This is a genomic window from Pseudomonas simiae (assembly GCF_900111895.1).
Classification (GTDB): Bacteria; Pseudomonadota; Gammaproteobacteria; order Pseudomonadales; family Pseudomonadaceae; genus Aquipseudomonas; species Aquipseudomonas simiae.
In genome coordinates, this window is record NZ_FOKB01000012.1 from 89,467 (window position 1) to 116,297 (window position 26,831).

The 26,831-nt window shown below is 58.7% G+C and carries 23 protein-coding genes; 17 read left to right on the top strand and 6 right to left on the bottom strand.

From position 1 onward, the window contains the following. The first annotated feature begins 212 nt into the window (after positions 1-212). Entirely contained in the window at positions 213-653 is a 441-nt protein-coding gene (locus BMZ57_RS26620) for a GlcG/HbpS family heme-binding protein (RefSeq protein WP_044286883.1), read from the top strand. 133 nt (positions 654-786) lie between these two features. Here the strand turns inward: BMZ57_RS26620 and BMZ57_RS26625 are convergent, their stop codons facing one another. Together BMZ57_RS26625 and BMZ57_RS26630 are read right to left on the bottom strand one after the other, a co-directional pair. Next, a complete protein-coding gene (locus BMZ57_RS26625; RefSeq protein WP_010211757.1) occupies positions 787-1,245 on the bottom strand; it encodes an REP-associated tyrosine transposase in 459 nt (152 codons plus the stop codon). 148 nt (positions 1,246-1,393) lie between these two features. Next, positions 1,394-1,999 carry a TetR/AcrR family transcriptional regulator gene (locus tag BMZ57_RS26630; protein ID WP_010211756.1) on the bottom strand — a complete coding sequence of 202 codons (606 nt, stop codon included), beginning with the start codon at positions 1,997-1,999 and terminating at the stop codon, positions 1,394-1,396. A 134-nt stretch (positions 2,000-2,133) separates the two neighbouring features. Between BMZ57_RS26630 and BMZ57_RS26635 the strand changes: the two genes are divergently transcribed. Then, positions 2,134-3,048: a DUF808 domain-containing protein gene (locus tag BMZ57_RS26635; RefSeq protein ID WP_010211754.1), complete on the top strand. Its 915-nt coding sequence runs from the start codon at positions 2,134-2,136 to the stop codon at positions 3,046-3,048. 50 nt (positions 3,049-3,098) lie between these two features. Here BMZ57_RS26635 and BMZ57_RS26640 read toward each other — a convergent pair whose 3' ends face one another. Both BMZ57_RS26640 and BMZ57_RS26645 read right to left on the bottom strand, forming a co-directional pair. Then, positions 3,099-3,887: an MlaA family lipoprotein gene (locus tag BMZ57_RS26640; protein ID WP_010211753.1), complete on the bottom strand. Its 789-nt coding sequence runs from the start codon at positions 3,885-3,887 to the stop codon at positions 3,099-3,101. Beyond that, entirely contained in the window at positions 3,880-5,178 is a 1,299-nt protein-coding gene (locus tag BMZ57_RS26645) for a serine protein kinase PrkA (protein WP_010211752.1), read from the bottom strand. The genes BMZ57_RS26640 and BMZ57_RS26645 overlap by 8 nt, the downstream gene beginning before the upstream one ends. Positions 5,179-5,413: 235 nt before the next feature. Here BMZ57_RS26645 and BMZ57_RS26650 point away from each other — a divergent pair, with 235 nt between their 5' ends. Further along, entirely contained in the window at positions 5,414-5,782 is a 369-nt protein-coding gene (locus BMZ57_RS26650) for a hypothetical protein (protein WP_069673346.1), read from the top strand. Positions 5,783-5,847: 65 nt separating this feature from the next. Here the strand turns inward: BMZ57_RS26650 and BMZ57_RS26655 are convergent, their stop codons facing one another. Further along, positions 5,848-7,401, bottom strand: a complete 1,554-nt coding sequence (locus tag BMZ57_RS26655) for a glycoside hydrolase family 17 protein (RefSeq protein WP_069673347.1) — start codon at positions 7,399-7,401, stop codon at positions 5,848-5,850. A 332-nt stretch (positions 7,402-7,733) separates the two neighbouring features. Between BMZ57_RS26655 and BMZ57_RS26660 the strand changes: the two genes are divergently transcribed. The 3 genes from BMZ57_RS26660 to BMZ57_RS26670 all read left to right on the top strand — a co-directional run bounded on the left by BMZ57_RS26660 (position 7,734) and on the right by BMZ57_RS26670 (position 10,806). Then, positions 7,734-8,585, top strand: coding sequence for a glycine betaine ABC transporter substrate-binding protein (locus tag BMZ57_RS26660; RefSeq protein WP_010211747.1), 852 nt, complete (start codon positions 7,734-7,736; stop codon positions 8,583-8,585). 254 nt (positions 8,586-8,839) lie between these two features. Next, positions 8,840-9,151: a DUF485 domain-containing protein gene (locus tag BMZ57_RS26665; protein ID WP_010211745.1), complete on the top strand. Its 312-nt coding sequence runs from the start codon at positions 8,840-8,842 to the stop codon at positions 9,149-9,151. Continuing rightward, entirely contained in the window at positions 9,148-10,806 is a 1,659-nt protein-coding gene (locus tag BMZ57_RS26670; RefSeq protein ID WP_010211744.1) for a cation acetate symporter, read from the top strand. The genes BMZ57_RS26665 and BMZ57_RS26670 overlap by 4 nt, the downstream gene beginning before the upstream one ends. 303 nt (positions 10,807-11,109) lie before the next feature. On the opposite strand, the gene gltA is transcribed toward BMZ57_RS26670, so the two are convergent. Then, complete coding sequence (gene gltA / locus BMZ57_RS26675; protein ID WP_003204440.1) at positions 11,110-12,399, bottom strand: citrate synthase; 1,290 nt, start codon at positions 12,397-12,399, stop codon at positions 11,110-11,112. A gap of 364 nt (positions 12,400-12,763) precedes the next feature. On the opposite strand from gltA, the gene sdhC reads away from it, so the two are divergent. From sdhC to BMZ57_RS26730, 11 genes are all read left to right on the top strand, one after another. Further along, a complete protein-coding gene (gene sdhC, locus BMZ57_RS26680) occupies positions 12,764-13,138 on the top strand; it encodes a succinate dehydrogenase, cytochrome b556 subunit (protein ID WP_003172804.1) in 375 nt (124 codons plus the stop codon). Beyond that, positions 13,132-13,500 (top strand): succinate dehydrogenase, hydrophobic membrane anchor protein, encoded by a 369-nt coding sequence (gene sdhD / locus BMZ57_RS26685; RefSeq protein WP_003172805.1) that lies wholly within the window; start codon positions 13,132-13,134, stop codon positions 13,498-13,500. Before sdhC ends, sdhD begins: the two co-directional genes overlap by 7 nt. A 3-nt stretch (positions 13,501-13,503) precedes the next feature. After that, entirely contained in the window at positions 13,504-15,276 is a 1,773-nt protein-coding gene (sdhA, locus tag BMZ57_RS26690; RefSeq protein ID WP_010211741.1) for a succinate dehydrogenase flavoprotein subunit, read from the top strand. A gap of 11 nt (positions 15,277-15,287) precedes the next feature. After that, positions 15,288-15,992: a succinate dehydrogenase iron-sulfur subunit gene (locus tag BMZ57_RS26695; protein ID WP_003172807.1), complete on the top strand. Its 705-nt coding sequence runs from the start codon at positions 15,288-15,290 to the stop codon at positions 15,990-15,992. Between the two features lie 262 nt (positions 15,993-16,254). Further along, positions 16,255-19,086, top strand: coding sequence for a 2-oxoglutarate dehydrogenase E1 component (locus tag BMZ57_RS26700; protein WP_010211737.1), 2,832 nt, complete (start codon positions 16,255-16,257; stop codon positions 19,084-19,086). 44 nt (positions 19,087-19,130) lie between these two features. Continuing rightward, positions 19,131-20,357 carry a 2-oxoglutarate dehydrogenase complex dihydrolipoyllysine-residue succinyltransferase gene (gene odhB / locus BMZ57_RS26705; protein ID WP_010211736.1) on the top strand — a complete coding sequence of 409 codons (1,227 nt, stop codon included), beginning with the start codon at positions 19,131-19,133 and terminating at the stop codon, positions 20,355-20,357. Positions 20,358-20,457: 100 nt separating this feature from the next. After that, positions 20,458-21,894, top strand: coding sequence for a dihydrolipoyl dehydrogenase (gene lpdA / locus BMZ57_RS26710; protein ID WP_010211733.1), 1,437 nt, complete (start codon positions 20,458-20,460; stop codon positions 21,892-21,894). 204 nt (positions 21,895-22,098) lie between these two features. Continuing rightward, entirely contained in the window at positions 22,099-23,265 is a 1,167-nt protein-coding gene (gene sucC / locus BMZ57_RS26715; protein WP_003233235.1) for an ADP-forming succinate--CoA ligase subunit beta, read from the top strand. After that, positions 23,265-24,146, top strand: a complete 882-nt coding sequence (sucD, locus tag BMZ57_RS26720) for a succinate--CoA ligase subunit alpha (RefSeq protein ID WP_003172813.1) — start codon at positions 23,265-23,267, stop codon at positions 24,144-24,146. The genes sucC and sucD overlap by 1 nt, the downstream gene beginning before the upstream one ends. Before the next feature lie 416 nt (positions 24,147-24,562). After that, positions 24,563-25,876, top strand: a complete 1,314-nt coding sequence (gene brnQ / locus BMZ57_RS26725) for a branched-chain amino acid transport system II carrier protein (protein WP_010211728.1) — start codon at positions 24,563-24,565, stop codon at positions 25,874-25,876. A gap of 167 nt (positions 25,877-26,043) precedes the next feature. Beyond that, the gene (locus tag BMZ57_RS26730; RefSeq protein WP_010211727.1) at positions 26,044-26,781 is read left to right on the top strand and encodes a DUF599 domain-containing protein; all 738 of its coding nucleotides are present in this window, start codon (positions 26,044-26,046) and stop codon (positions 26,779-26,781) included. Positions 26,782-26,831: the final 50 nt, after the last annotated feature.

Sequence of the window (26,831 nt, forward strand, 5' to 3'; positions counted from 1 at the left end):
CTGGTCAAAGTGTATTCACGGCGAGCGGCGCAGGTCAATGCATTTTATGCACGGGTCTTTACGTTCGTCGGAACAGCTTTTTTCGACGTATGGAGCCTTTGTGCGAAAATATTGTATACAAAATTAAAAGTCATTGTGTTCTATTTGTTTGATCGAGCATCTGATCATTCAGACCTCCACCGCTTTCCCAATAACAAAAGAAGGACGGCACCATGAGCGCTTTAACCTTGAAACTCGCCACCCAACTGGCCAGCCAGGCCCTCAGCGCCGGGCGCACCATCTCAGCCGCACCGCTGACCATCGCTGTGCTCGACAGCGGCGGCCATCTGGTCACCCTGCAACGCGAAGACGGCGCCAGCCTGCTGCGCCCGCAGATCGCCATCGGCAAGGCCTGGGGCGCGATCGCCCTGGGCAAGGGCTCACGTCTGCTGGCGCTGGACGCGCAACAGCGCCCGGCGTTTATCGCGGCGTTGAATAGCCTGGGGCAGGGCAGCGTGGTGCCCGCGCCGGGCGGGGTGTTGATTCGGAGTCAGGAGGGCGTGGTGCTGGGGGCGATTGGAATCAGCGGGGATACGTCGGATATTGATGAGCAGTGCGCGATTACGGCGATCGAGGGGGTGGGGTTGATGGCGGATGCGGGGGTGTCGGCCTGATTTGAGGTGACTGATAGGTCCCCTTCGCGAGCAAGCCCGCTCCCACACTCAATTGGGTTCACACATTTAATGGGTGAATACGGTCAAATGTGGGAGCGGGCTTGCTCGCGAAGAGGGCAACTCGGTATCGACTCTACAACCAAATCGCGTCCCACAACGGATAGTCGCCAATCCGCTCCACCAGTCCCGCCCGCAGGGGATTGGCCACCACATACCTGGCCATTTTGACCAGATCATCTTCCTTGCGCAGCGCGCGATCATGAAAGCTGGTTTGCCAAAGCCTACCTTTGCGACCAGTAGCACCGTTCACGCTTCGAGTGCTCTTGGATTTCACTTGGCACATCAGATCCCCCAGCGAGCCTTTTTGTAGCTCGACCAGCCAGTGGAAATGATCTGGCATCACCACCCACGCCAGCGAGTTTGCCAGTCCTTGAGACTGGGCAAGCCTGAATTGCCAGACGACCAAACGGCCTAGATGAAAATCACTGAATATCGGCGCACGTTCGTGAGTGTTGGTGGTAATCAGATAGATACGGCTGGGTTCGCTAAACCGCCCGATGCGCAGGCGGTGTGATTTGGCTGGATCAGGCATTTCTTAGCCTCTCTTCAGATGGAGTTCTGAGAGGCTAGATCAGCTAGTTAATGCCGATCGGCAGGCTTTTGGCAGGATGTGTCTGGGAGGGCGCTTTCGCGAGCAAGCCCGCTCCCACAGGGGGGTGGCAGTGTTCTTGCTATTTATGTCAGTCCGGCTCACACCCCTTGAGCACCAGTCTGATAATCGTTTGCGCCGCCGCCTCATAATCCGCCTCATCCAGCTTGGCCTTCCCGGTTACCGCCGAGATCTGCCAATCAAAATCCGCATAGGTCTGCGTCGCCGCCCAGATGCTGAACATCAAGTGATTGGGGTCAATCGGCGCAATCAGGCCACGATCCACCCAGCTTTGGATGCACGCGATATTGTGCTTGGCCTGGGCGTTGAGCTGCTCGACCTGGTCCGCACTGAGGTGCGGCGCGCCGTGCATGATTTCACTGGCGAACACTTTGGAGGCGAAGGGCAGGTCGCGGGAGATGCGGATCTTGGAACGGATGTAGTTGCTCAGGACCACCGAGGGCTCGCCGTCCGGGTTGAACGGCGTGGAAGCAGCCAGGATCGGCTCGATAATGCTTTCGAGCACCTCGCGGTAGAGGTTGTCCTTGGACTTGAAGTAGTAATAGACGTTGGGCTTGGGCAGCCCGGCCTTGGCGGCGATGTCGCTGGTTTTGGTCGCGGCGAAGCCCTTGTCGGCAAACTCCTCGCTGGCCGCCCGCAGGATTTTTTCTTTGTTGCGCTCGCGAATGGTGCTCATGAACCAGAGGTTTCCTTGCCAGTACAGGCGGTTGCGCATGGTAGCACCGGCCATCCGCGCGCCTCAACAATGTGCCCATAAAGCGTTGCGCCGCGCTATGCTCGGTCCATCCCTCTCTAATGGAAGCCCGATTCATGGCAGGAAGCAGTTTGTTGGTGTTGATCGACGATATCGCCGCAGTACTCGATGACGTTGCCCTGATGACGAAAATGGCGGCGAAAAAGACCGCCGGCGTGCTGGGTGATGACTTGGCGCTCAATGCCCAACAGGTCTCCGGGGTGCGCGCCGAGCGGGAAATTCCCGTGGTGTGGGCGGTGGCCAAGGGTTCCTTCGTCAACAAGTTGATCCTGGTGCCCACCGCCTTGTTGATCAGTGCGTTTGCGCCGTGGGCGGTGACGCCGCTGCTGATGCTTGGCGGGGCCTACCTGTGTTTCGAAGGTTTCGAGAAACTCGCGCACAAGTTCCTACACAGCAAGGTCGAAGACCACGCCGAACATGCGCAATTGGTCAAGGCTGTGGCCGATCCGGCCATCGACCTGGTGGCCTTTGAAAAGGACAAGATCAAAGGCGCCATTCGCACTGATTTCATCCTTTCGGCCGAGATCATCGCCATTACCCTCGGCACCGTGGCCGATGCGCCATTGACGCAGCAGGTGATCGTACTGTCCGGTATCGCCATCGTCATGACCGTGGGCGTCTACGGGCTGGTGGCCGGTATCGTCAAGCTGGATGACCTGGGCCTGTGGCTCACCCAGAAGCCTGGCCAGGCGGCGCGCAGTATCGGTGGCGCTATCCTGCGCGCGGCGCCTTACATGATGAAGAGCCTGTCGGTGATCGGTACGGCGGCGATGTTCCTGGTGGGTGGCGGGATCCTTACCCACGGCTTGCCGGTGGTGCATCACTGGATCGAGACGGTCAGCCAGAGTGCTGGCGGGGTGGCGTGGTTGGTGCCGACGTTGCTCAATGGCGTGGCGGGGATCATCGCCGGCGCGGTGGTGCTGGCGGTGGTCAGCGGGGTGGGCAAGCTCTGGAACACCGCGAAGGCTTGATCGCGCAATAAAAAAAGGCCATTCAATCGAATGGCCTTTTTTGTGGGCGTTTACTCGGCAATCTGCAACTTGCGTGATTCCGTATAGATGTACCGCACCTTCTCATACTCGAACGGCGAGTTCATCTGGCCATACCGAAAGCTGGTCTGGTAACGCTTGTCTACCGCACGCAACGCCCAGATTTCCGGGTGGTTGGAACTGACTTCCGACACGTTGAGGAAGTTGATCTGGGTTTCCGCGCCGTAGTCGACGATCAGGCCGCCGGTATCGCGCAGGTTCGACGGGCCAAAGATCGGTAGCACCAGGTACGCACCGCCTGGCACGCCGTAGAACCCCAGGGTCTGGCCAAAGTCTTCGCTCTGGCGTGGCAGGCCCATGGCGGTAGCCGGGTCCCACAGGCCGGCGATGCCGATGGTGGTGTTGACCAGCAGGCGGCCGGTGGTTTCCAGGGAGCGATGGCCTTTAAGCTGCAGCAGGCTGTTCAACAGGTTGGGCACATCGCCCAGGTTGTTGAAGAAGTTGCTCACGCCGGTGCGCAGGAAGCTGGGCGTCACGTAGGTGTAGCCGTTGACCACCGGCAGGAACACCCATTGGTCGAAGCGGTAGTTGAAGTGGTACACGCGACGGTTCCACGATTCCAGCGGGTCATACACGTTGAGTGCAGTGAGCGACGAACGCTCGAACTCACGCTGATCCAGGCCCGGGTTGAACTTGAGTTTGGTCAGCGGTTCCTTGAACCCATCGGCGTCGACATTGACCGGCTCATGGGCCTTGCTGTTGTCGGCATTGGCCACGCCTGCGCACATCAAGGCGGCAAGCAGCAGAAGATATTTAGCCACGGAAGAACTCCAGCATGGCGTCGGCGTTGACGCGGTAATTGAGGTTGCCGCAATGGCCGCCCAGGGGGTAGACGGTCAAGCGATCGCCGAAGGTTTTACGCAGGAAGCCGAGGTCGCCTGGGCCAAGAATCACGTCGTCGGCGTTGTGCATCACGGCGATCTTCGGGTTGGTGTGCAGGTAGTCCTTGAGGGCGTACAGGCTGACTTGGTCAACCAGTTGCAACAGGCTGCCGCCGTCGGAGCGGGCGCGCCACATCGGAATCACTTGTTCGGTGAGGTAGCAATCGAAGTCGCACTGCAGCGCACGCTTGAGGAACGGCGTCAGGCTGGTGCCTTCGGTGATCGGGTACTTCGGCGGGATGATCAGGCCGCGGCGGTTGATCAGGTCCGAAGTGAAGGCGATGTCGGCCGCCGAGAAGCGGAACGAGGTACCGATCAGCATGGCCATTTGTTCGTTGGTCAGGTGCTGCTTGGATTGCTGGAAGTCGTAGAGCAGGGCATCGTTCAGGTCGATGTAGCCCTTTTGCTGGAAGTAGCGGGTCAGCTTGCTCAGCACCAATTCATAGAAGGTGGTGGTGTTGTTGATGCCTTTCACCTCGGTCTGCACCAGCTTGTCGAGGTTGGTGATCGAGGTGTAGAGGTTGACCGGCGGGTTGAGCAGCAAGACTTTCTTGAAGTTGAAGCTGCGACGGGTCTCGTCGAGCTTGCTGACGAACGCCGCATCCAGCGCGCCGAGGCTGTAGCCGGTGAGGTAGAAGTCGGTCACCGGCAGCGAAGCGTTCTGCGCACGCACGGCTTGCATCACGCGGTACATGTCTTCGGCGTCTTCCTGGGTGATACCCGGGGTGGCGAAGCGCGAGGCGGCGCTGATGAAGTCGAAGCTGGTGGGCGACGACAGTTGCACCACGTGGTAGCCGGCTTGGTAATACAGCTTTTTAAGGTATTCGTTGATGCTGCTGTCAAACCGCGCACCGGTGCCCGCGATCAGGAAGATCAACGGCGCGGCGCGATCCTGTTTGGCGATGCGGTAGGTGAGTTTCTTCACCGCCCAGAAGTTGTCCGGCAGGCTGAACTCGCGCTCGGGGCGCATGTTCAGGGTGTAGTCGGACTGGTTGATCTCGTCATCGCTCGGCAATTTCGGCCGAAGGTCAGGCGGGGTAGTGGCGATGGTCGCTTCGAACGGATTCGTCAAAGGGAAGCCATAGGTGGCCTGGTCGATATCGACGGCCAGTGCTGACGCACTCAAAAAAAGGCTGCCCAGCAAGGCAGCGCAGCGCAAGGAACGGAGCATGACTTAATCCCTAGGAGGAAACGTACTTAATGAAGTTCGCAGGCTATGACCGCCGTCCACTCGCCGAAGTGCCATCACGCGGCACGAAATGTCGGAAAAAAGGCGGAATCGGGGTAATAGTAGCCAGACGATACACGTTGACACGTATAGGTAAAAATTAATTGTGTGTATGCGCCTTGCCAACGGCCTCTGGCGCATTAAGCTGAGCGCCGTTTTTGCCTATTGGAGTGCCCCAATGTCCCATCGTTTTCCGTTGATACTGCTGCTTATTGCCCTGCCGCTGTGGCTGGCCGCCAGTTATGGCGCACGCTACGGCTTTATGGAAGATGGCCAGTGGGTGGGGATCTGCGCGGATGAGGCCAGCCGCTGGGAATGCCAGCTGCGTTCAAACCTGGGGTTGATGATTCACTTCAAGGTGTTGGGCTGGGCGGCGTTGATCACGTCGCTGCTGGCGTTTTTCGTGCCGGGGCGGGCGGGGTGGGGGTTGGCGGTGCTGGGGATGGTGTTCGGCCTGCCGGCGCTGGCGTTGTACAACACCACGTTTGCGGTGTTTGCGGTGGTGATTGCGGGGTTGCGGTTGGTCAGGAAGCCTCGGGCTGCTTGATAGAACCTCTTCGCAGGCAAGTCGAAGCGGCGGTTCGACGCTTCGACTTGCTCGCGAAAGCGGTCTTAAGCCTTGCGCACCCGCAGGCAACGCCACAAGGCTGCAACCATGAGCAGGCTGACCATGGCCCAGCCCCACGCCTGCTGGTTCAGCAAGCCTTCACGGTACAGTTGTGGCGCAACGCCAGCGCCGATGATAAAGGCCAGCAGCGCAATCTCCCGACGCGGTCCCGTCACCGGTCGCACCAGGTACACCAAGGCTGGCAGCAGCAGCGCCGCGCTTGGGAAGCTGCGATAGCGCGGATCAAACACCAACGTCAGCATCATCACCGCACTCGCGAACCCGGCAATCGCCACCAGCCAGCCTGCGCGCTGCTCCAGCCAGTCGAATGCCCGCTCACGCCAACCTTCCCGTGCGCTCAACGCCAATGCCGCGTGAGCCAGCACCAGCAGGTTCAACACCAGCAGCAACCCCGCCCACACCCATTCATCATTAAAGCGCGCCGTCACGCGGGTCAGCTCGGCCCAGGTGCCGATGGAGCAAGCCGCCACTGCACCCAACAGCGGCAGGGCAATAGCGGCACGCGGGCTGCGTACACGCCCCCCCAGCACCAGAGTGCCCAACAGGATAATCCCGCCGACGCCCAGCCATAGCGGCCAGTACGGCACATTGGTCACCGGCCCGGCGAGGATGCCCTTGTCCTGGCGATCCGCATCGAACAGGCCCCAGTAACCGCCCACGGCGCCTTCGCTCGCACGTTTCCAGGGTTGGTCAAAGGCTTCAATCAGGTTGTAGTGCCAGCCATTCGCCTCAGCCATGGCTACAAAACCGCGCATGAACTTGGCCTCATTGACCCGGCTCGGTACGGCGGTCTCGCGCTGGCGGCCTTCGCTTGGCCAGCCGGTTTCACCGATCAAGATGTCCTTGGGTGCAAACTTGTTGCCGAAGGTCTGGCGCACATCGCCCACGTGCTTGAGGGCCTGGTCGATGCCCGATGGATCATCTTCCCAGTACGGCAACAGGTGGATAGTGAGGAAATCCACCGCCGGGGCGATTTCCGGGTGTTGCAGCCAGAACTCCCACACATCCGCGTAGGTCACCGGCTGCTTGATCTGGCTTTTGACGGTCTGGATCAGCTTCACCAGCTGTGCGGCGGTGACTTCCTTGCGCAGCAGCGCTTCGTTGCCGACGATCACGGCTGTGACCACATCCGGGTGGGCGTTGGCCGAGGCGATCAGTTCGTCGATTTCCTTTGCGGTCGCTACCGGGTCGCTGCTCACCCAGGCCCCGGCCATCACCTTCAGTCCATGCTTGCGCGCCATGTCCGGCAAGGCTTCCAGGCCGGTCATGGAATAGGTGCGAATGCACTCGAAGCGGGTGGCAAGCAGGGCAAGGTCGGCGTCCATGCGTTCGGGGCGCAGGGCGAACGGCTGGTCGAACGGCGATTGATCTTTATCGAACGGGGTATAGGACGCGCACTGCATCTTGTGCGTGGCGCTGGCGACATCGGGCAGCACGACGGGCCGGCCGAGGCCATACCAATAAGCAAAGAGGGCCAGCAGGCCGAGGATCAAGGCGAAGCAATAGGGCAGGGCAGGGAAGCGGGCGGTCGCAGGCATGGTCGGCTTATCTGGAGGAGCAAAGGCGCGCATCTTACCCGGATTTGCCCCGTCTCAGTGGGGATGCATAATTTTGACATGCAAAGTTCAGGCGGGATTTTGACGCAGGGTCCTACAAAACATCCTACTGGCGATGTGATGTCGTTCCTTGCTTGCAGGATGTCGTTGACAGAGCAGGTCGAACACCCGGGCAGGTTGATGATCGAGGTGTCAGTACTCCGCTGACGGCGCACTACCGTGATCGATGCGCGTGAAGGGGGCGCGGTGCACCACATAACAACAGGTTGACGTCGCTCGGCATTCGCCGGGCGCAGCACTTTCGGGGAAGTACTATGAAGATGCGACGACTCTTGGGCGCAGCTGCCACTCTGGTAGTTGCGATGAGCTCCACACTGGCCAGCGCCGACAGCAAGACCCTGAGCATCGGCTATGTGGATGGCTGGTCCGACAGCGTGGCCACCACCCACGTGGCGGCAGAAGTGATCAAGTCCAAGCTCGGTTATGACGTGAAACTGCAAGCCGTCGCCACCGGGATCATGTGGCAGGGCGTGGCCACCGGTAAGCTCGACGCCATGCTCTCCGCCTGGCTGCCCGTCACCCACGGCGAGTACTGGGCCAAGAACAAGGACAAGGTGGTCGACTACGGCCCCAACTTCAAGGACGCGAAGATCGGCCTGATCGTGCCGGAGTACGTCAAGGCCAAGTCCATCGAAGACCTCAAGACCGACACCACCTTCAAGAACAAGATCGTCGGTATCGACGCCGGTTCGGGCGTGATGCTCAAGACCGACGAAGCCATCAAGCAGTACGGCCTCGATTACAAACTGCAAGCCAGTTCGGGCGCGGCAATGATCGCCGAGCTGACCCGTGCCGAAGACAAACAGGAGTCCATTGCGGTCACCGGTTGGGTGCCACACTGGATGTTCGCCAAGTGGAAACTGCGTTTCCTGGACGATCCAAAAGGAATTTATGGCGCTGCTGAAACCGTCAACAGCATCGGCAGCAAAGGCCTGGAGAAGAAAGCGCCGGAAGTCGCGGCCTTCCTGAAGAAATTCCAGTGGGCCTCCAAGGACGAAATCGGCGAAGTGATGCTGGCGATTCAAGAAGGCGCCAAGCCTGATGCGGCGGCCAAGGACTGGGTTGCCAAGCACCCTGAGCGTGTCGCCGAATGGGTCGGTAAGTAGAACCCCAGTTACAACCCTGTGGGAGGGGGCTTGCCCCCGATGGCGATGGTCCAGTCAGAGTGTTTTTGACTGACGCTCCGCCATCGGGGGCAAGCCCCCTCCCACATTAATTTCACGCCTCGCAAATCTTCCTGTGCTCGCGCAAACCCTCGCTACACTCCCTCTAATACTAAGGTCGTCTGGAACCTGTTCCGCAGCCGCATACAGTGGATACGTTCCAATAATAAAAAAGCTGTGCTGCGAGGATAAAAACAATGAACGACAGCATTTACCTCTCGATTCAAAACAGCCCGCGTTTCAAGGAGCTGGTGAGAAAAAGGGAAAGGTTCGCCTGGATTCTCTCGGCGATCATGCTAGGGCTTTACTCCGCTTTCATCCTGTTGATCGCCTACGGGCCACAATTGCTGGGGGCCAAGATCAGCCCCGGTTCGTCGATCACCTGGGGCATTCCCCTGGGCGTCGGGCTGATTGTGTCCGCTTTCGTCCTGACCGGCATCTATGTGCGTCGGGCCAATGGCGAGTTTGACGACCTGAACAATGCGATTCTCAAGGAGGCTGCGCAATGATCCGGCGTCTACTGGCAATATTGGGTGCTTCGATCTTTGCTCCAGCCGTTTGGGCGGCGGACGCATTGACCGGTGAAGTGCACAAGCAACCCCTGAACGTTTCGGCCATCGTGATGTTCGTCGTGTTTGTCGGCGCCACCCTGTGCATCACCTATTGGGCCTCCAAGCGCAACAAGTCGGCAGCCGACTACTACGCGGCCGGCGGCAAGATCACCGGTTTCCAGAACGGCCTGGCGATTGCCGGTGACTACATGTCGGCGGCGTCCTTCCTGGGGATTTCCGCGCTGGTCTACACCTCCGGTTATGACGGCCTGATCTATTCGATCGGCTTCCTGGTGGGCTGGCCGATCATTCTGTTCCTGATCGCCGAGCGCCTGCGTAACCTGGGCAAGTACACCTTTGCCGACGTGGCGTCCTATCGCTTGGGCCAGACCCAGATCCGCAGCCTGTCGGCTTGTGGTTCGCTGGTGGTGGTGGCGTTCTACCTGATCGCGCAGATGGTTGGTGCGGGCAAGCTGATTCAACTGCTGTTCGGCCTGGACTACCATGTAGCGGTGATCCTGGTGGGTATCCTGATGGTGCTCTATGTGCTGTTCGGCGGCATGCTGGCGACCACTTGGGTACAAATCATCAAGGCCGTGCTGTTGCTGTCGGGGGCCTCGTTCATGGCGCTGATGGTGATGAAGCATGTCAACTTCGACTTCAATGCCCTGTTCTCCGAGGCGATCAAGGTTCACCCTAAAGGTGAGGCGATCATGAGCCCCGGCGGCTTGGTGAAAGACCCGATTTCAGCGTTCTCCCTCGGGCTTGCGTTGATGTTCGGTACGGCTGGCCTGCCACACATCCTGATGCGCTTCTTCACCGTCAGCGACGCTAAAGAAGCGCGCAAGAGCGTGTTCTACGCCACAGGTTTCATCGGTTACTTCTACATCCTGACCTTCATCATCGGCTTTGGCGCGATCCTGCTGGTCAGCACCAATCCGGCGTTCAAGGATGCAGCAGGCGCCTTGATGGGCGGCAACAACATGGCGGCAGTGCACCTGGCCAACGCGGTGGGTGGCAGTATCTTCCTGGGCTTCATCTCGGCCGTGGCCTTCGCCACCATCCTCGCGGTGGTTGCCGGTCTGACCCTGGCCGGTGCTTCGGCGGTGTCCCATGACCTGTACGCCAGCGTGATCAAGAAAGGCAAGGCCAACGACAAGGACGAGATTCGCGTCTCGAAGATCACCACGATTGCCTTGGGCGTCTTGGCTATCGGCCTGGGTATCCTGTTCGAAAGCCAGAACATTGCGTTCATGGTCGGCCTGGCGTTCTCCATTGCTGCCAGTTGTAACTTCCCGGTGTTGCTGCTTTCCATGTACTGGAAAAACCTCACCACCCGTGGTGCGATGATTGGTGGTTGGCTGGGGCTGGTCAGTGCCGTTGGCCTGATGGTGCTGGGCCCGACCATCTGGGTGTCGATCCTGCACCATGAAAAAGCCATCTTCCCTTATGAGTACCCGGCGCTGTTCTCGATGATCATTGCGTTCGTCGGCATCTGGTTCTTCTCCATCACCGACAAGTCGTCGGCGGCAGAGAAAGAACGTGCGCTGTACTTCCCGCAGTTTGTGCGTTCGCAGACTGGCCTGGGGTCGAGTGGGGCTGTTAGCCACTAACCGCTGTAACCGCTACAAAAAAATGCCCCGGTCGTGAGATCGGGGCATTTTTTTGCTTTTATTGGTAACGGATTCCACAAAACTGTTTCTCAAATCCTGTATCAATAAAAGTGCCTTCACCTTGGCTGGGTCAACCACGATCCATCCTAGTGGCCGGCTTGCCGACGATAGCCCTCCTTGAACCTGGCGCTATGCTTGTGGGCCTCATCGCTGGCAAACCAACGCCTGCGGAGGTCGGTGCTGGCAGAAACAAATAAGGCCTCCAGAGGAGGCCTTATTCAGTGCAACTAAGCGGTTGAATGCTTACTTGCGATCTTCCAACTGGGTGATGTCACGCGACTCGTAGCCGGTGTACAGCTGGCGTGGGCGGCCAATCTTGTACGGGCTGGAGAGCATTTCTTTCCAGTGGGAGATCCAGCCCACGGTCCGCGCCAGGGCGAAGATCACGGTGAACATGCTGGTTGGAATGCCGATCGCCTTGAGGATGATCCCCGAGTAGAAGTCGACGTTCGGGTACAGCGAGCGTTCGATGAAGTACGGGTCGGTCAGGGCGATCTCTTCCAGGCGCATGGCCAGTTCGAGTTGCGGATCGTTCTTGATGCCCAGTTCCTTCAACACTTCGTCGCAGGTCTGCTTCATCACGGTGGCGCGCGGGTCGCGGTTCTTGTAGACCCGGTGACCGAAGCCCATCAACTTGAACGGATCGTTCTTGTCCTTGGCCTTGGCGATGAACTTGTCGATGTTCGAGACATCGCCGATTTCATCGAGCATGGTCAATACGGCTTCGTTCGCACCGCCGTGGGCAGGGCCCCACAGTGCGGCGATACCGGCGGCGATACAGGCGAACGGGTTGGCACCCGAAGAGCCTGCCAGGCGGACGGTAGAGGTGGAGGCGTTCTGTTCGTGGTCGGCATGGAGGATGAAGATCCGGTCCATGGCCTTGGCCAGCACCGGGCTGATCGGTTTGATCTCGCACGGCGTGTTGAACATCATGTGCAGGAAGTTTTCCGCGTACGTCAGGTCGTTGCGCGGGTACATCATGGGTTGGCCCATGGAGTACTTGTAAACCATTGCGGCCAGGGTCGGCATCTTGGCAACCAGGCGGATCGCGGAGATTTCGCGATGCTGCGGGTTATTGATGTCGAGGGAGTCGTGATAGAAGGCCGACAGGGCGCCGACCACGCCGCACATGACGGCCATCGGGTGGGCGTCGCGACGGAAGCCGTTGAAGAAGGTCTTCAACTGCTCGTGAACCATGGTGTGGTTCTTCACGGTGCTGACAAACTGGGCTTTCTGCTCGGCTGTTGGCAATTCGCCATTTAGCAGCAGGTAGCAGGTTTCCAGATAGTCCGATTTCTCGGCCAGTTGCTCGATCGGGTAGCCGCGATGCAGCAAAATGCCATTATCACCATCGATGTAGGTGATCTTCGACTCGCAAGAGGCGGTCGACATGAAGCCTGGGTCGAATGTGAAACGGCCCGTGGCCGTCAGGCCCCGTACGTCGATAACATCGGGACCAACGGTGCCGGTTAAAATGGGCAGCTCGACGGGGGCTGCGCCCTCGATGATCAACTGCGCTTTTTTGTCAGCCATGTGGCCTCCTATTTATGCTTCAAATCATCAGACAGACCCCCCACGCAGGGCCCGCACCACTATATTGATATAAATCCAGATGTCAATTTGCCTAAAGTCTTGCAGCAGAAGGCTTTAACCGTACTTTTTCCTCGAAATTGACTGCCGTTTACGCCTTTTATTCCCCCAGCGCAATCCGCTATTAGGGTGAGGAGTGCGCGTTGTCATTAGTAACCTAACTGTCTATACTCGGCCACCGACCGCCAAGGGCTTTTGGGCTTGCTTTCATTGGGGGTCGCACTCCCTGGGTGGTGCTTACCTGACCAGTGCACTCCCCAACAACTTTGCCCTGATTGTTAGGGGCTCTTCAGTGTGAAAAAAAGCCGTGAATAGCCAACGACCTGTAAACCTAGACCTAAGGACCATCAAACTCCCCATCACCGGCGTTACGTCGTTCCTGCACCGTGTTTCCGGCATCATCCTGTTCCTGGGCTTGGGCATCATGCTTTATGCATTGAGCAAATCCCTGGGTTCCGAGGAAGGATACGCCGAGGTGAAGGCATGCTTGACCAGCCCGCTGGCCAAGTTCGTAGCATGGGGCCTCCTGTCCGCTCTGCTGTATCACCTGGTAGCCGGTGTGCGCCACTTGATCATGGATATGGGCATCGGTGAGACGCTGGAAGGCGGCCGCCTGGGCTCGAAAATCATCATCGCCATTTCCGTGGTGCTGATCGTTCTGGCAGGAGTTTGGATATGGTAACCAGCGTTACGAATCTGTCGCGTTCGGGCCTCTATGACTGGATGGCACAGCGTGTGTCTGCGGTCGTTCTCGCGGCTTATTTCATTTTCCTGATCGGATACCTCGTTGCAAATCCGGGTATCGGCTATGAGCAATGGCATGGCCTGTTCTCCCACAATGCAATGCGAATCTTCAGTCTGCTGGCCCTTGTTGCCCTGGGCGCACACGCCTGGGTCGGCATGTGGACCATCGCGACCGACTACCTGACGCCGATGGCGCTGGGCAAGTCCGCGACCGCAGTACGTTTCCTCTTCCAGGCAGTCTGCGGCGTCGCGATGTTCGCTTACTTCGTCTGGGGTGTGCAGATTCTTTGGGGTATCTGATTCATGGCTAACATTCCAACTATTTCATTCGACGCCATCATCATTGGTGGCGGCGGTGCTGGCATGCGCGCTGCGCTGCAGCTGGCCCAGGGCGGTCACAAGACTGCCGTGATCACCAAGGTGTTCCCGACCCGTTCCCACACCGTATCGGCCCAGGGTGGCATCACCTGCGCCATCGCCTCCGCCGACCCGAACGATGACTGGCGCTGGCACATGTACGATACCGTCAAGGGTTCCGACTACATCGGTGACCAGGACGCTATCGAATATATGTGTCAGGAAGGCCCGGCCGCGGTGTTCGAGCTGGACCACATGGGTCTGCCGTTCTCCCGCACCGAGCAAGGCCGTATCTACCAGCGTCCATTCGGCGGTCAGTCGAAGGATTACGGTAAAGGCGGGCAGGCTGCCCGTACTTGCGCCGCTTCCGACCGTACCGGTCACGCGCTGCTGCACACCCTTTATCAGGGCAACCTGAAAGCCGGTACCACGTTCCTGAACGAGTACTACGCGGTCGATCTGGTGAAGAACGCGCAAGGCGAGTTCGTCGGTGTGATCGCCATCTGCATCGAAACCGGTGAAACCACCTACATCCGCGCCAAGGCTACCGTGCTGGCGACTGGCGGTGCAGGCCGTATCTACGCGTCGACCACCAATGCCCTGATCAACACCGGTGACGGCGTCGGCATGGCACTGCGTGCCGGCGTACCGGTGCAAGACATCGAAATGTGGCAGTTCCACCCGACCGGCATCGCCGGCGCTGGTGTACTGGTGACCGAAGGTTGCCGTGGTGAAGGTGGCTACCTGATCAACAAGCACGGCGAGCGTTTCATGGAGCGTTACGCTCCGAACGCGAAAGACCTTGCTGGTCGTGACGTTGTTGCCCGTTCGATGGTTAAAGAGATCATCGCCGGTAATGGCTGTGGCCCGAATGGCGACCACGTGCTGCTGAAGCTCGATCACCTGGGCGAAGAAGTGCTGCACAGCCGTCTGCCAGGTATCTGCGAGCTGTCCAAGACTTTTGCTCACGTTGACCCGGTGGTTGCTCCGGTTCCGGTTGTTCCAACCTGCCACTATATGATGGGCGGCGTGCCGACCAACATCCACGGCCAGGCGATCACCCAGAACGCCGAAGGCGAGGACGAGATCATCCACGGTCTGTTCGCTGTAGGCGAAGTGGCTTGCGTATCGGTGCACGGTGCCAACCGTCTGGGCGGCAACTCGCTGCTCGACCTGGTGGTATTCGGCCGCGCTGCCGGCCTGCACCTGGAAAAGGCGCTGACCGACGGCATCGAATACGATGACGCGACCGATGCCAACATCGAGGCTGCACTGGCTCGCCTGAACGCTCTGAACGAGCGCACCGATGGCGAAGACGTGGCTACCCTGCGTCGCGAGCTGCAAAGCTGCATGCAGAACTACTTCGGTGTATTCCGTACCGGCGAATACATGCAGAAGGGTATTGCCCAGCTGGCCGATCTGCGCAAGCGCATCGCCAACGTCAAGATCAACGATAAGAGCCAGGCGTTCAACACTGCTCGTATCGAAGCCCTTGAGCTGCAAAACCTGCTGGAAGTGGCCGAAGCGACCGCAATCGCTGCCGAGGTTCGCAAGGAGTCCCGTGGTGCTCACGCCCGTGAAGACTTTGAAGATCGCGACGACGAAAACTGGTTGTGCCACACCCTGTACTTCCCGGGTGACAAGCGCGTGACCAAGCGTGCCGTGAATTTCTCGCCGAAGACGGTTCCGACGTTTGAACCGAAGATTCGGACTTACTAAGGGTGGCTGCCATGTTGAAAGTCAGTGTTTACCGCTACAACCCTGATCAGGACGCTGCGCCGTTCATGCAGGAATTCCAGGTCGATACCGGTGGTAAAGACTTGATGGTGCTGGATGTACTGGCACTGATCAAAGAGCAGGACGAAGGTTTCTCCTATCGTCGCTCTTGCCGTGAAGGTGTGTGCGGTTCCGACGGCATGAACATCAACGGCAAAAACGGCTTGGCGTGCATCACGCCGCTGTCCGCCGTGGTCAAAGGCAACAAGCTGATCGTTCGTCCACTGCCAGGTTTGCCGGTTATCCGTGACCTGGTCGTCGATATGAGCATCTTCTACAAGCAATACGAGAAAGTTAAGCCGTTCCTGCAGAACGACACGCCGGCTCCGGCCATCGAGCGTCTGCAGTCCCCGGAAGAGCGCGAGAAGCTCGACGGTCTGTACGAGTGCATCCTGTGCGCTTGCTGCTCGACTTCGTGCCCGTCCTTCTGGTGGAACCCGGACAAGTTCCTGGGTCCAGCTGCCCTGCTGCAAGCCTACCGCTTCCTGGCAGACAGCCGTGATACCAAGACGTCCGAGCGTCTGGCTTCGCTGGATGACCCGTTCAGCGTATTCCGCTGCCGCGGGATCATGAACTGCGTCAACGTATGTCCCAAAGGCCTGAACCCGACTAAGGCCATTGGTCACATCCGTAACATGCTGCTGCAGAGCGGCGTGTAACCGACGTTGTAGTAAAGGCAGGACCGTTGTGCCCGTAAATGCTACGGCGCAGGCTTCAACCGGCGCCGTAGTTTTAACTTGAGCAGCGACTTACAAAGCCGCGGCTCTTATTTTGAAGAAATGAGACAAGCAGGGGCATTCGGGTTGGTACCCGAACTATCAGCGTGATCCTAAGTGGCTTGTTTTGGTCGCTGCACTTGGCCTTTTGCAAGCAAACTCGGTGTTTTCGCCGGTGGTGTCCCCAAATCGAGGGTGACCAAGCATGCAAGAAAGCGTGATGCAGCGCATGTGGAACAGCGGCTATCTTTCAGGTGGTAACGCTGCCTATGTGGAAGAGCTTTATGAGCTCTACCTGCACGACCCTAACGCTGTGCCAGAAGAATGGCGCACCAAATTTCAGACGTTGTCTTCAGACGGCAACGCTGCCACCGATGTATCGCACGCAACAATTCGCGATCAGTTCGTGCTGCTGGCAAAGAACCAGCGCCGCGCCCAACCGGTTTCCGCCGGCAGCGTGAGCAGTGAGCATGAGAAGAAGCAAGTTGAAGTATTGCGACTGATCCAGGCCTACCGGATGCGTGGCCACCAGGCGGCCCAGCTTGACCCGCTGGGGCTCTGGAAGCGTCCTGCACCTGCTGACCTGTCGATCAATCATTACGGCTTGACCAATGCCGATCTTGATACGACCTTCCGTGCCGGCGACCTGTTCATCGGCAAAGAGGAAGCGAGCCTACGCGAAATTCACGAAGCGTTGCAGCAGACATATTGCCGCACCATTGGCGCTGAGTTCACGCACATCACCGATTCCGAGCAACGCCACTGGTTCCAGCATCGCCTGGAAGGTGTGCGTGGTCGTCCGGTGCTGTCTGCCGACGTACGCAGCCACCTGCTCGAGCGCGTCACCGCTGCCGAAGGCCTGGAAAAATACCTGGGCACCAAATACCCGGGCACCAAGCGTTTCGGCCTGGAAGGCGGCGAAAGCCTGATCCCGATGCTCGACGAGCTGATCCAGCGTTCCGGTTCCTACGGCACCAAGGAAATCGTGATCGGCATGGCTCACCGTGGTCGCCTGAACGTGTTGGTCAACACCTTCGGCAAGAACCCGCGTGAGCTGTTCGACGAGTTCGAAGGCAAGAAGAAAGTCGAGTTGGGTTCCGGTGACGTTAAATACCACCAGGGCTTCTCGTCCAACGTGATGACCACCGGCGGTGAAGTTCACCTGGCCATGGCCTTCAACCCATCCCACCTGGAAATCGTTTCTCCAGTGGTCGAGGGTTCGGTCCGTGCCCGCCAGGATCGTCGTAACGACACCACCGGTGAAAAGGTCCTGCCGATTTCCATCCACGGTGACGCGGCATTCGCCGGTCAAGGCGTGGTCCTGGAAACTTTCCAGATGTCGCAGACCCGCGGCTTCAAGACCGGCGGTACCGTTCACATCGTCATCAACAACCAGGTTGGCTTCACCATCAGCAACCCGCTGGACGCGCGCTCTACCGAGTACGCTACCGACGTTGCCAAGATGATCCAGGCGCCGATTCTCCATGTGAATGGTGATGATCCGGAAGCCGTGCTGTTCGTGACCCAGCTTGCTATCGACTATCGCATGCAGTTCAAGCGTGACGTAGTGATCGATCTGGTTTGCTACCGTCGTCGCGGTCACAACGAAGCCGACGAACCAAGCGGCACCCAGCCGTTGATGTACCAGCAGATCACCAAGCAGCGCACCACCCGTGAGCTGTACGCCGAAAGCCTGACCAAGGCCGGTGTGGTTGACGATGCACGTGTTCAGGCCAAAGTCGATGAATACCGCAACGCGCTGGACAACGGTCTGCATGTAGTAAAAAGCCTGGTTAAAGAGCCGAACAAAGAGCTGTTCGTTGATTGGCGTCCATACCTGGGCCACGCCTGGACTGCGCGTCACGATACGTCGTTCGATCTGAAGACCTTGCAGGAATTGTCCGCCAAACTGCTGGAAATTCCTGAAGGTTTCGTGGTCCAGCGCCAAGTGGCGAAGATCTACGAAGACCGCCAGAAGATGCAAGCCGGCGGCCTGCCGATCAACTGGGGTTACGCCGAAACCATGGCGTACGCGACCCTGGCGTTCGAAGGTCACCCGATCCGCATGACCGGCCAGGACATCGGCCGTGGTACGTTCTCGCACCGTCACGCGGTATTGCACAACCAGAAAGACGCGGGCACCTATATCCCGTTGCAGAACCTGTATGAAGGCCAGCCACGTTTCGACTTGTACGACTCGTTCCTGTCCGAAGAAGCGGTTCTGGCGTTCGAATACGGTTACTCGACCACCACGCCAAACGCGCTGGTGATCTGGGAAGCTCAGTTCGGCGACTTCGCCAACGGTGCCCAAGTGGTTATCGACCAGTTCATCACCAGCGGCGAGCACAAGTGGGGTCGCCTGTGCGGTCTGACCATGCTGCTGCCACACGGTTATGAAGGTCAGGGTCCTGAGCACTCCTCGGCCCGTCTGGAGCGTTACCTGCAGCTGTGCGCCGAGCACAACATCCAGGTGTGCGTGCCGACTACGCCGGCCCAGATCTACCACTTGCTGCGTCGCCAGGTGATCCGCCCACTGCGCAAGCCGCTGGTAGTGCTGACGCCGAAGTCGCTGCTGCGTCATAAATTGGCCATCTCGACCCTGGAAGATCTGGCGGATGGTTCGTTCCAGACCGTGATCCCGGAAATCGACGCGTTGGACGCGGCAAAAGTGACGCGCCTGGTCCTGTGCAGCGGCAAGGTCTACTACGACCTGCTGGAAAAACGCCGTGCCGAAGGCCGCGAAGACATCGCCATCGTGCGTATCGAGCAGCTTTACCCGTTCCCGGAAGACGACCTGATGGAGGCCATCGCGCCTTACACCAACCTCACTAATGTGGTGTGGTGCCAGGAAGAACCGATGAACCAGGGCGCGTGGTACAGCAGCCAGCATCACCTGCGTCGCAGCATCGGCAACCACAACAAGGCCCTGGGCCTTGAATATGCCGGCCGTGATGCTTCCGCTGCACCTGCGTGTGGTTATGCGTCGATGCACGCCGAGCAGCAGGAAAAACTGCTGCAAGATGCTTTCACTGTTTAACGCCTTCGCGCTGACTGAAACCGAATTTTAAGGACCCACAGATAATGGCTATCGAAATCAAAGCCCCGTCATTCCCGGAATCGGTTGCCGATGGCACCGTTGCCACCTGGCACAAAAAACCAGGCGACGCTGTAAAGCGTGACGACCTGATCGTCGACATCGAGACCGACAAAGTCGTGCTGGAAGTGTTGGCCGAAGCTGACGGCGTGCTGGGCGCAATCGTTGCCGAAGAAGGCGCTACCGTGCTGTCGAACCAGGTACTGGGCTCGATCGAAGAGGGCAGCGCTGCTGCTGCCGCTCCTGCCGCTGCCGCTGCACCAGCTGCTGCTTCGGCTCCAGCCGCTGCTCCGGCTGCTGGTGGTGAAGATCCAATCGCTGCACCGGCTGCCCGTCAGTTGGCTGAAGAGAATGGCATCAACCTGGCTTCCATCAAGGGCACCGGCAAAGACGGCCGTGTGACCAAGGAAGACGTGGTTGCCGCTGTTGAAGCCAAGAAAAACGCTCCAGCTGCCGCACCTGCCAAGGCTGCTGCCCCGGCTGCCGCTGCTCCAGTGTTCGCCGCTGGCGACCGCACCGAGAAGCGTGTACCGATGACTCGTGTACGTGCCACCGTGGCCAAGCGTCTGGTTGAAGCACAGTCGAACATGGCGATGCTGACCACCTTCAACGAAGTCGACATGACCGAAGTCATGGCCCTGCGTTCGAAGTACAAGGATCTGTTCGAGAAGTCCCACAACGGCGTGCGCCTGGGCTTCATGTCCTTCTTCGTGAAAGCCGCCACCGAAGCGCTGAAACGCTTCCCGGCAGTGAACGCTTCCATCGACGGCAACGACATCGTTTACCATGGCTACGCAGACATCGGCGTTGCCGTGTCCAGCGACCGTGGCCTGGTGGTTCCAGTACTGCGTAACGCCGAGCTGATGAGCCTGGCCGAAATCGAAGGCGGCATCGCCACCTTCGGCAAGAAAGCCCGTGACGGCAAGCTGACCATCGACGAGATGACCGGCGGTACCTTCACCATCACCAACGGTGGTACCTTCGGTTCGATGATGTCGACCCCGATCGTCAACCCACCGCAAGCCGCGATCCTGGGCATGCACAACATCATCCAGCGTCCGATGGCCATCAACGGTCAAGTCGTGATCCGCCCAATGATGTACCTGGCGCTGTCGTACGATCACCGCCTGATCGATGGTAAAGAAGCCGTGACTTTCCTGGTGACCATCAAGAACCTGCTGGAAGACCCGGCTCGTCTGTTGCTGGATATCTGATTGAAGCAGCTGCAAGTTGCGAGCTGCAAGCTGTAAGAAAAAAGCAGCTTGGCTTGCCGCTTGCGGCTAAAAGCTTGTCGCAAATAGAGGATCTATTTTCATGACACAGAAATTTGACGTCGTAGTGATTGGTGCAGGTCCTGGCGGCTACGTTGCCGCCATCAAGGCCGCACAATTGGGCCTCTCGACTGCTTGCATCGAAAAATACACCGACAAGGAAGGCAAACTGGCATTGGGCGGTACTTGCCTGAACGTTGGTTGCATTCCTTCCAAGGCGCTGCTGGACAGCTCCTGGAAATTCCACGAAGCCCAAGACGGCTTCGCGATCCACGGCATCCACCATGCTGGCGTGACCATGGACGTACCTGCAATGGTCGGCCGTAAAGCCAACATCGTCAAAGGCCTGACTTCCGGCGTTGCCACCTTGTTCAAGGCCAACGGTGTGACTTCCCTGCAAGGCCACGGCAAGCTGCTGGCCGGTAAGAAAGTTGAAATCACCAAGCCAGACGGTTCGACCGAGATCATCGAAGCCGAGAACGTGATCCTGGCTCCAGGCTCCCGTCCAATCGACATTCCGCCTGCTCCAGTTGACCAGAACGTGATCGTTGATTCGACCGGTGCCCTGGAATTCCAAGCCGTGCCTAAGCGCCTGGGCGTGATCGGCGCTGGCGTGATCGGCCTGGAACTGGGTTCGGTGTGGTCCCGCCTGGGTTCCGAAGTCACCGTGCTGGAAGCCCTGGACACGTTCCTGCTGGCTGCCGACACCGCTGTATCGAAAGAAGCCCTGAAAACCCTGACCAAACAAGGTCTGGACATCAAGCTGGGCGCTCGCGTGACCGGTTCGAAAGTCAATGGTGAAGAAGTTGTCGTCAACTACACCGACAAGGATGGCGAAAAGACCATCACTTTCGACAAGCTGATCGTAGCCGTTGGTCGCCGTCCAGTGACCACCGACCTGCTGGCAGCCGACAGCGGCGTGACCCTCGACGAGCGCGGTTACGTGCACGTTGACGATCACTGCGCGACCACCGTTCCGGGCGTCTACGCCATCGGCGACGTGGTGCGTGGCATGATGCTGGCGCACAAGGCTTCCGAAGAAGGCATCATGGTTGTCGAGCGCATCAAGGGCCACAAAACCCAGATGAACTACGACCTGATCCCATCGGTTATCTACACCCACCCGGAAATTGCATGGGTCGGCAAGAACGAACAGCAGTTGAAAGCTGAAGGCGTTGAAGTTAACGTCGGCACCTTCCCGTTTGCCGCTTCTGGCCGTGCCATGGCAGCCAACGACACCGGTGGTTTTGTCAAAGTCATTGCTGATGCCAAGACTGACCGCGTATTGGGCGTCCACGTGATTGGCCCAGGCGCAGCAGAACTGGTTCAGCAGGGCGCGATCGGTATGGAATTCGGCACCAGTGCCGAGGACATCGGCATGATGGTCTTCTCCCATCCGACGTTGTCCGAAGCGCTGCACGAAGCCGCGTTGGCAGTGAATGGCGGCGCCATCCACATCGCCAACAAGAAGAAGCGCTAAGCGAGATAATAAGAAACCACGGCGGAGTTGCCCGTCGTGAGCCTTGCGCGCAAGACTCACCGCGGAATATCCGCTGGACGCAGTCTTGCGCAGCTTTACGGGCCTTGAGCCCCGCAAGTTGCGCAAGCAGCAGTCACAGGTGGCGCGGCACTCATAATGAGCGCAGCGCCGAATGCGCAGTACCTAACGAAGACGGTAAAAAGCATGAATCTTCACGAGTATCAGGGTAAGCAGCTGTTCGCTGAATACGGCCTGCCAGTTTCCAAGGGCTACGCAGTAGACACCCCGGAAGCAGCAGCAGAAGCTTGCGACAAAATCGGCGGCACCGAGTGGGTTGTCAAAGCCCAGGTCCACGCTGGTGGTCGCGGTAAAGCGGGCGGCGTTAAGCTGGTTCGCAGCAAAGAAGACGCCAAAGCCTTCGCACAGCAGTGGCTGGGCAAGCGTCTGGTGACTTACCAGACTGATGCCAATGGCCAGCCAGTCACCAAGATCCTGGTTGAATCGTGCACTGATATCGCTAAAGAGCTGTACTTGGGCGCTGTCGTTGACCGTTCGAGCCGTCGCATCGTGTTCATGGCTTCCACCGAAGGTGGCGTGGACATCGAGAAAATCGCTCACGAAACCCCAGAAAAAATTCTGAAAGCCACTATCGATCCACTGGTGGGCGCTCAGCCATTCCAGGGTCGCGAGCTGGCTTTCCAGTTGGGTCTGGAAGGCAAGCAAGTTGCCCAGTTCGCCAAGATCTTCGTAGGTCTGGCCAAACTGTTCCAGGATCACGATCTGGCCCTGCTGGAAGTGAACCCGCTGGTGATCAAGGCTGACGGCGATCTGCACTGCCTCGACGCCAAGATCAACATCGACGCCAACGCCATGTACCGTCAGCCTAAGCTGAAGACTTTCCACGATCCGTCGCAAGACGATCCGCGCGAAGCGCACGCCGCCAAGTTCGAACTGAACTACGTAGCACTGGAAGGCAACATCGGTTGCATGGTCAACGGTGCTGGCCTGGCCATGGGTACCATGGACATCGTCAACCTGCATGGCGGCAAACCAGCCAACTTCCTCGACGTGGGCGGTGGTGCTACCAAGGAACGCGTAACCGAAGCCTTCAAGATCATCCTGTCCGACTCCAACGTCGCCGCAGTACTGGTCAACATCTTCGGCGGCATCGTTCGTTGCGACATGATTGCCGAAGGCATCATCGGTGCAGTGAAAGAAGTCGGCGTTAAAATCCCGGTTGTTGTTCGCCTTGAAGGCAACAACGCTGAACTGGGCGCTAAAGTACTGGCAGAAAGCGGTTTGAACATCATCGCGGCTACCAGCCTGACCGACGCTGCTCAACAAGTTGTCAAAGCTGCGGAGGGCAAATAATGAGCGTCCTGATCAATAAAGACACCAAAGTTATCTGCCAGGGTATTACCGGTTCGCAAGGTAGTTTCCACACCCAGCAAGCCATCGAATACGGCACCAAGATGGTCGGTGGTGTAACGCCTGGTAAAGGCGGCACCGAGCACCTGGGCCTGCCAGTGTTCAACACTGTGAAAGACGCTGTAGCTGCCACTGGCGCCACCGCCAGCGTGATCTACGTTCCAGCTCCTTTCTGCAAGGACTCGATCCTGGAAGCAGCATTCGGCGGCATCAAGCTGATCGTTTGCATCACCGAAGGCATTCCTACCCTGGACATGCTGGACGCTAAAGTTAAGTGCGACGAGCTGGGCGTAGTCCTGATCGGCCCTAACTGCCCAGGCGTGATCACTCCAGGCGAATGCAAGATCGGCATCATGCCAGGTCACATTCACTTGCCAGGTAAAGTCGGTATCGTTTCCCGTTCCGGCACCCTGACCTACGAAGCTGTCAAGCAAACGACTGACGCCGGTTTCGGCCAGTCGACTTGCGTCGGCATCGGTGGTGACCCGATCCCAGGCTCGAACTTCATCGACATCCTGAAGCTGTTCCAGGAAGACCCGAAGACCGAAGCGATCGTGATGATCGGTGAGATCGGCGGTTCGGCTGAAGAAGAAGCGGCTGCCTACATCAAGGCACACGTGACCAAGCCGGTTGTTTCCTACATCGCTGGTGTGACTGCCCCTGCGGGCAAGCGCATGGGCCATGCTGGCGCAATCATCTCTGGCGGCAAAGGCACTGCAGACGAGAAATTCGCTGCGCTGCAAGACGCAGGCGTTAAAACCGTGCGTTCGCTGGCAGACATCGGCAAGGCGCTGGCCGAGCTGACCGGTTGGGCTGTCAAGTAAGCCTCGCGCTTAACTGACGCTTCACCACACAAAGGCCACCTTCGGGTGGCCTTTGTGCATTCTGAAGTTGGTGAAGATCTAAGTGGGGGAGCGGGCTTGCTCGCGAAAGCGGCGTGTCAGTCAACTTACGAGTGGCTGATACACTGCTTTCGCGAGCAAGCCCGCCCCCACATCCGGTCGCATTTCAAAATTTAGATATGAAAACGCGACATAAAAATGTCGCTTATCGGACAGTTCGCCCCCCAACAGTGCGTTTGACCCGCAAATTCGTTAGGCTAGCCGCCTCTTTATGCGTGCGCATCCCAAAAGGAAGCCCCGCGCTAGACCGGTCGGCTCCCATAAGGGCCGGCAGTATTTCCCTCATCCATAGGGAATCCCTCTCTAAATTCCGATTCAGTAGTGTGGTATTTCCTCAAATGAAAGTGTTGAAAAGCCAGGATGTCCTGGCGTTGGGCTTTATGACTTTTGCCCTGTTCGTGGGCGCCGGCAACATCATCTTCCCGCCTATCGTTGGTTTGCAGTCCGGGCCTCATGTCTGGATGGCAGCGCTGGGCTTTTTGGTCACCGCAGTGGGTTTGCCGGTGGTCACTGTGATCGCCCTGGCCAAGGTGGGTGGCGGTATGGACGCGCTGAGCAGCCCGATCGGCAAGATCGCCGGCGGCCTGCTGGCGGCGGCGGCGTATCTGGCGGTAGGGCCGCTGTTCGCCACCCCGCGTACTGCGACCGTATCCTTCGAGGTGGGCCTGGCGCCGCTGACCGGCGAAAGCCCGCTGGCACTGTTCCTCTACAGCTCGGTGTATTTCCTGGTGGTGTTTTTTGTCTCCCTCTACCCAGGTCGACTGCTGGACACCGTAGGTCGCTTCCTGGCGCCGCTGAAGATCATCGCGCTGGCCATCCTCGGTATCGCCGCATTTGCCTTGCCGGCCGGCGACGTGGGCGTCGCTACCCAGGAATACGTGGCTGCACCGTTCTCCCAAGGTTTCATCAATGGTTACCTGACCATGGATACCCTGGGCGCCCTGGTTTTCGGCATCGTGATCGTCAATGCCATTCGCTCCCGTGGCGTCGAGTCGCCGAAGCTGATTACCCGCTACGCCATCATTGCCGGCCTGATCGCTGGTGTGGGCCTGGCACTGGTGTATATCAGCCTGTTCCGCCTTGGCTCGGGCAGCCATGAAGTCGCCGCCGGTGCTGCCAATGGCGCCGCGGTATTGCACGCCTATGTGCAACACACGTTTGGCTCGCTGGGCAGCGGCTTCCTGGCTGTGCTGATTTCCCTGGCGTGCCTGGTCACGGCGGTCGGCCTAACCTGTGCCTGCGCCGAGTACTTCAGCCGTATCCTGCCGTTGTCCTACAAGACCCTGGTGGTGATCCTGGCGCTGTTCTCGCTGTTCGTGTCCAACCTGGGTCTGACCAAGCTGATTGCCTTCTCGATCCCGGTACTGACCGCGATCTACCCACCGTGCATCGTGCTGGTGGCGTTGAGCTTCTGCAAAGACTTCTGGCTAGAGCAGGGTCGTATTGTCGGCCCGGTGATGCTGGTGTCGTTCATCTTTGGCTGCATCGATGCGCTCAAGGGCGCTGGCCTGGCGGATTGGATGCCTGCACAGTTGGCCAACCTGCCGCTGAGCGAGCAGGGCCTGGCGTGGTTGGTGCCGTCGGTGATGACGCTGGCTGTGGCGTTTGCGGTTGATCGTATGCTGGGCAAGCGCAGCGAAGCGATCGCTTAAGTCACGTTTTCCGCTGTACTGAAATGCCTCGTATCAATCGATACGGGGCATTTTTTATGCTTATGAGACAACAACCTTCTAAAGTTGGAGCTCGGTAAATGGGGAGCGGGCTTGCTCCCACATTTGGACCGCGCCCGCCACTCCATTTTATGTGTAACAGGACCCACATGTCGTTCGTCGAAGCCAATCAGATCCACCTGCTCGCCGCCCTCTGGTTCGTCCTGTGCTGGGGCGGCTATACCCGTTACGCCGCCTGGAAAGCCCGCGACACAGCCTGCCTGGCCAGTGTGTTGCATCTGTATCGCGAAGACTGGATGCGCCGCATGCTGCTGCGCGACAACCGCATCGCCGACGCCAGCGTGATCGGTAACCTGGAGCGCAACGCCTCGTTCTTCGCCTCCAGCACCTTGATTATCCTCGCCGGCATTCTCACCGTGCTCGGCGCTTCCGAGCGCGCGGTGTCGTTGCTGGCGGATATTCCCATGGTGCAGCAGGCTTCCCAGGGCATGTCGGAGATCAAGCTGCTGTGCCTGGCGCTGGTGTTCGTCTATGCGTTTTTCACATTCAGCTGGTGCATGCGACAGTACAATTTCGCGGCGGTGCTGGTGGGGTCGGCGCCGATGATCGGTGAGCGGCATGTGTCGGAGCAGGAGCGCAATGCGTTTGCCCTGCGCGCGGCGCGGGTGATCTCCATGGCTGCCAACCAGTTCAACTTCGGCCTGCGCTCTTACTACTTCGGCATGACCATGCTGGCGTGGTTTGTCAGCCCCTGGTTGTTCATGTTGATGAGCAGTGGGGTGGTGTTGGTGCTGTACCGTCGGGAGTTTCATTCCGACGTGCTGCAAGTGATGGTGTATACGCAGACGGACACACCGCCGCCGGAAGCGGTTAAAGAAGCTGCTTAACTAAACCTTCAGATAAAAACCCCAGACAAAGTAAAGCCCGCTATCTAAGC

Bases quoted from the DNA above. Each gene is read 5' to 3' on its own strand.
- sucC (WP_003233235.1), top strand. From the start codon at position 22,099: ATGAATCTTCACGAGTATCAGGGTAAGCAGCTGTTCGCTGAATACGGC.
- sucD (WP_003172813.1), top strand. From the start codon at position 23,265: ATGAGCGTCCTGATCAATAAAGACACCAAAGTTATCTGCCAGGGTATT.
- gltA (WP_003204440.1), bottom strand. From the start codon at position 12,399: ATGGCTGACAAAAAAGCGCAGTTGATCATCGAGGGCGCAGCCCCCGTC.
- lpdA (WP_010211733.1), top strand. From the start codon at position 20,458: ATGACACAGAAATTTGACGTCGTAGTGATTGGTGCAGGTCCTGGCGGC.
- brnQ (WP_010211728.1), top strand. From the start codon at position 24,563: ATGAAAGTGTTGAAAAGCCAGGATGTCCTGGCGTTGGGCTTTATGACT.
- BMZ57_RS26695 (WP_003172807.1), top strand. From the start codon at position 15,288: ATGTTGAAAGTCAGTGTTTACCGCTACAACCCTGATCAGGACGCTGCG.
- BMZ57_RS26660 (WP_010211747.1), top strand. From the start codon at position 7,734: ATGAAGATGCGACGACTCTTGGGCGCAGCTGCCACTCTGGTAGTTGCG.
- BMZ57_RS26665 (WP_010211745.1), top strand. From the start codon at position 8,840: ATGAACGACAGCATTTACCTCTCGATTCAAAACAGCCCGCGTTTCAAG.
- BMZ57_RS26625 (WP_010211757.1), bottom strand. From the start codon at position 1,245: ATGCCTGATCCAGCCAAATCACACCGCCTGCGCATCGGGCGGTTTAGC.
- BMZ57_RS26630 (WP_010211756.1), bottom strand. From the start codon at position 1,999: ATGAGCACCATTCGCGAGCGCAACAAAGAAAAAATCCTGCGGGCGGCC.
- BMZ57_RS26620 (WP_044286883.1), top strand. From the start codon at position 213: ATGAGCGCTTTAACCTTGAAACTCGCCACCCAACTGGCCAGCCAGGCC.
- sdhD (WP_003172805.1), top strand. From the start codon at position 13,132: ATGGTAACCAGCGTTACGAATCTGTCGCGTTCGGGCCTCTATGACTGG.
- BMZ57_RS26655 (WP_069673347.1), bottom strand. From the start codon at position 7,401: ATGCCTGCGACCGCCCGCTTCCCTGCCCTGCCCTATTGCTTCGCCTTG.
- BMZ57_RS26650 (WP_069673346.1), top strand. From the start codon at position 5,414: ATGTCCCATCGTTTTCCGTTGATACTGCTGCTTATTGCCCTGCCGCTG.
- BMZ57_RS26730 (WP_010211727.1), top strand. From the start codon at position 26,044: ATGTCGTTCGTCGAAGCCAATCAGATCCACCTGCTCGCCGCCCTCTGG.
- BMZ57_RS26700 (WP_010211737.1), top strand. From the start codon at position 16,255: ATGCAAGAAAGCGTGATGCAGCGCATGTGGAACAGCGGCTATCTTTCA.
- BMZ57_RS26635 (WP_010211754.1), top strand. From the start codon at position 2,134: ATGGCAGGAAGCAGTTTGTTGGTGTTGATCGACGATATCGCCGCAGTA.
- BMZ57_RS26670 (WP_010211744.1), top strand. From the start codon at position 9,148: ATGATCCGGCGTCTACTGGCAATATTGGGTGCTTCGATCTTTGCTCCA.
- BMZ57_RS26645 (WP_010211752.1), bottom strand. From the start codon at position 5,178: ATGCTCCGTTCCTTGCGCTGCGCTGCCTTGCTGGGCAGCCTTTTTTTG.
- sdhA (WP_010211741.1), top strand. From the start codon at position 13,504: ATGGCTAACATTCCAACTATTTCATTCGACGCCATCATCATTGGTGGC.
- odhB (WP_010211736.1), top strand. From the start codon at position 19,131: ATGGCTATCGAAATCAAAGCCCCGTCATTCCCGGAATCGGTTGCCGAT.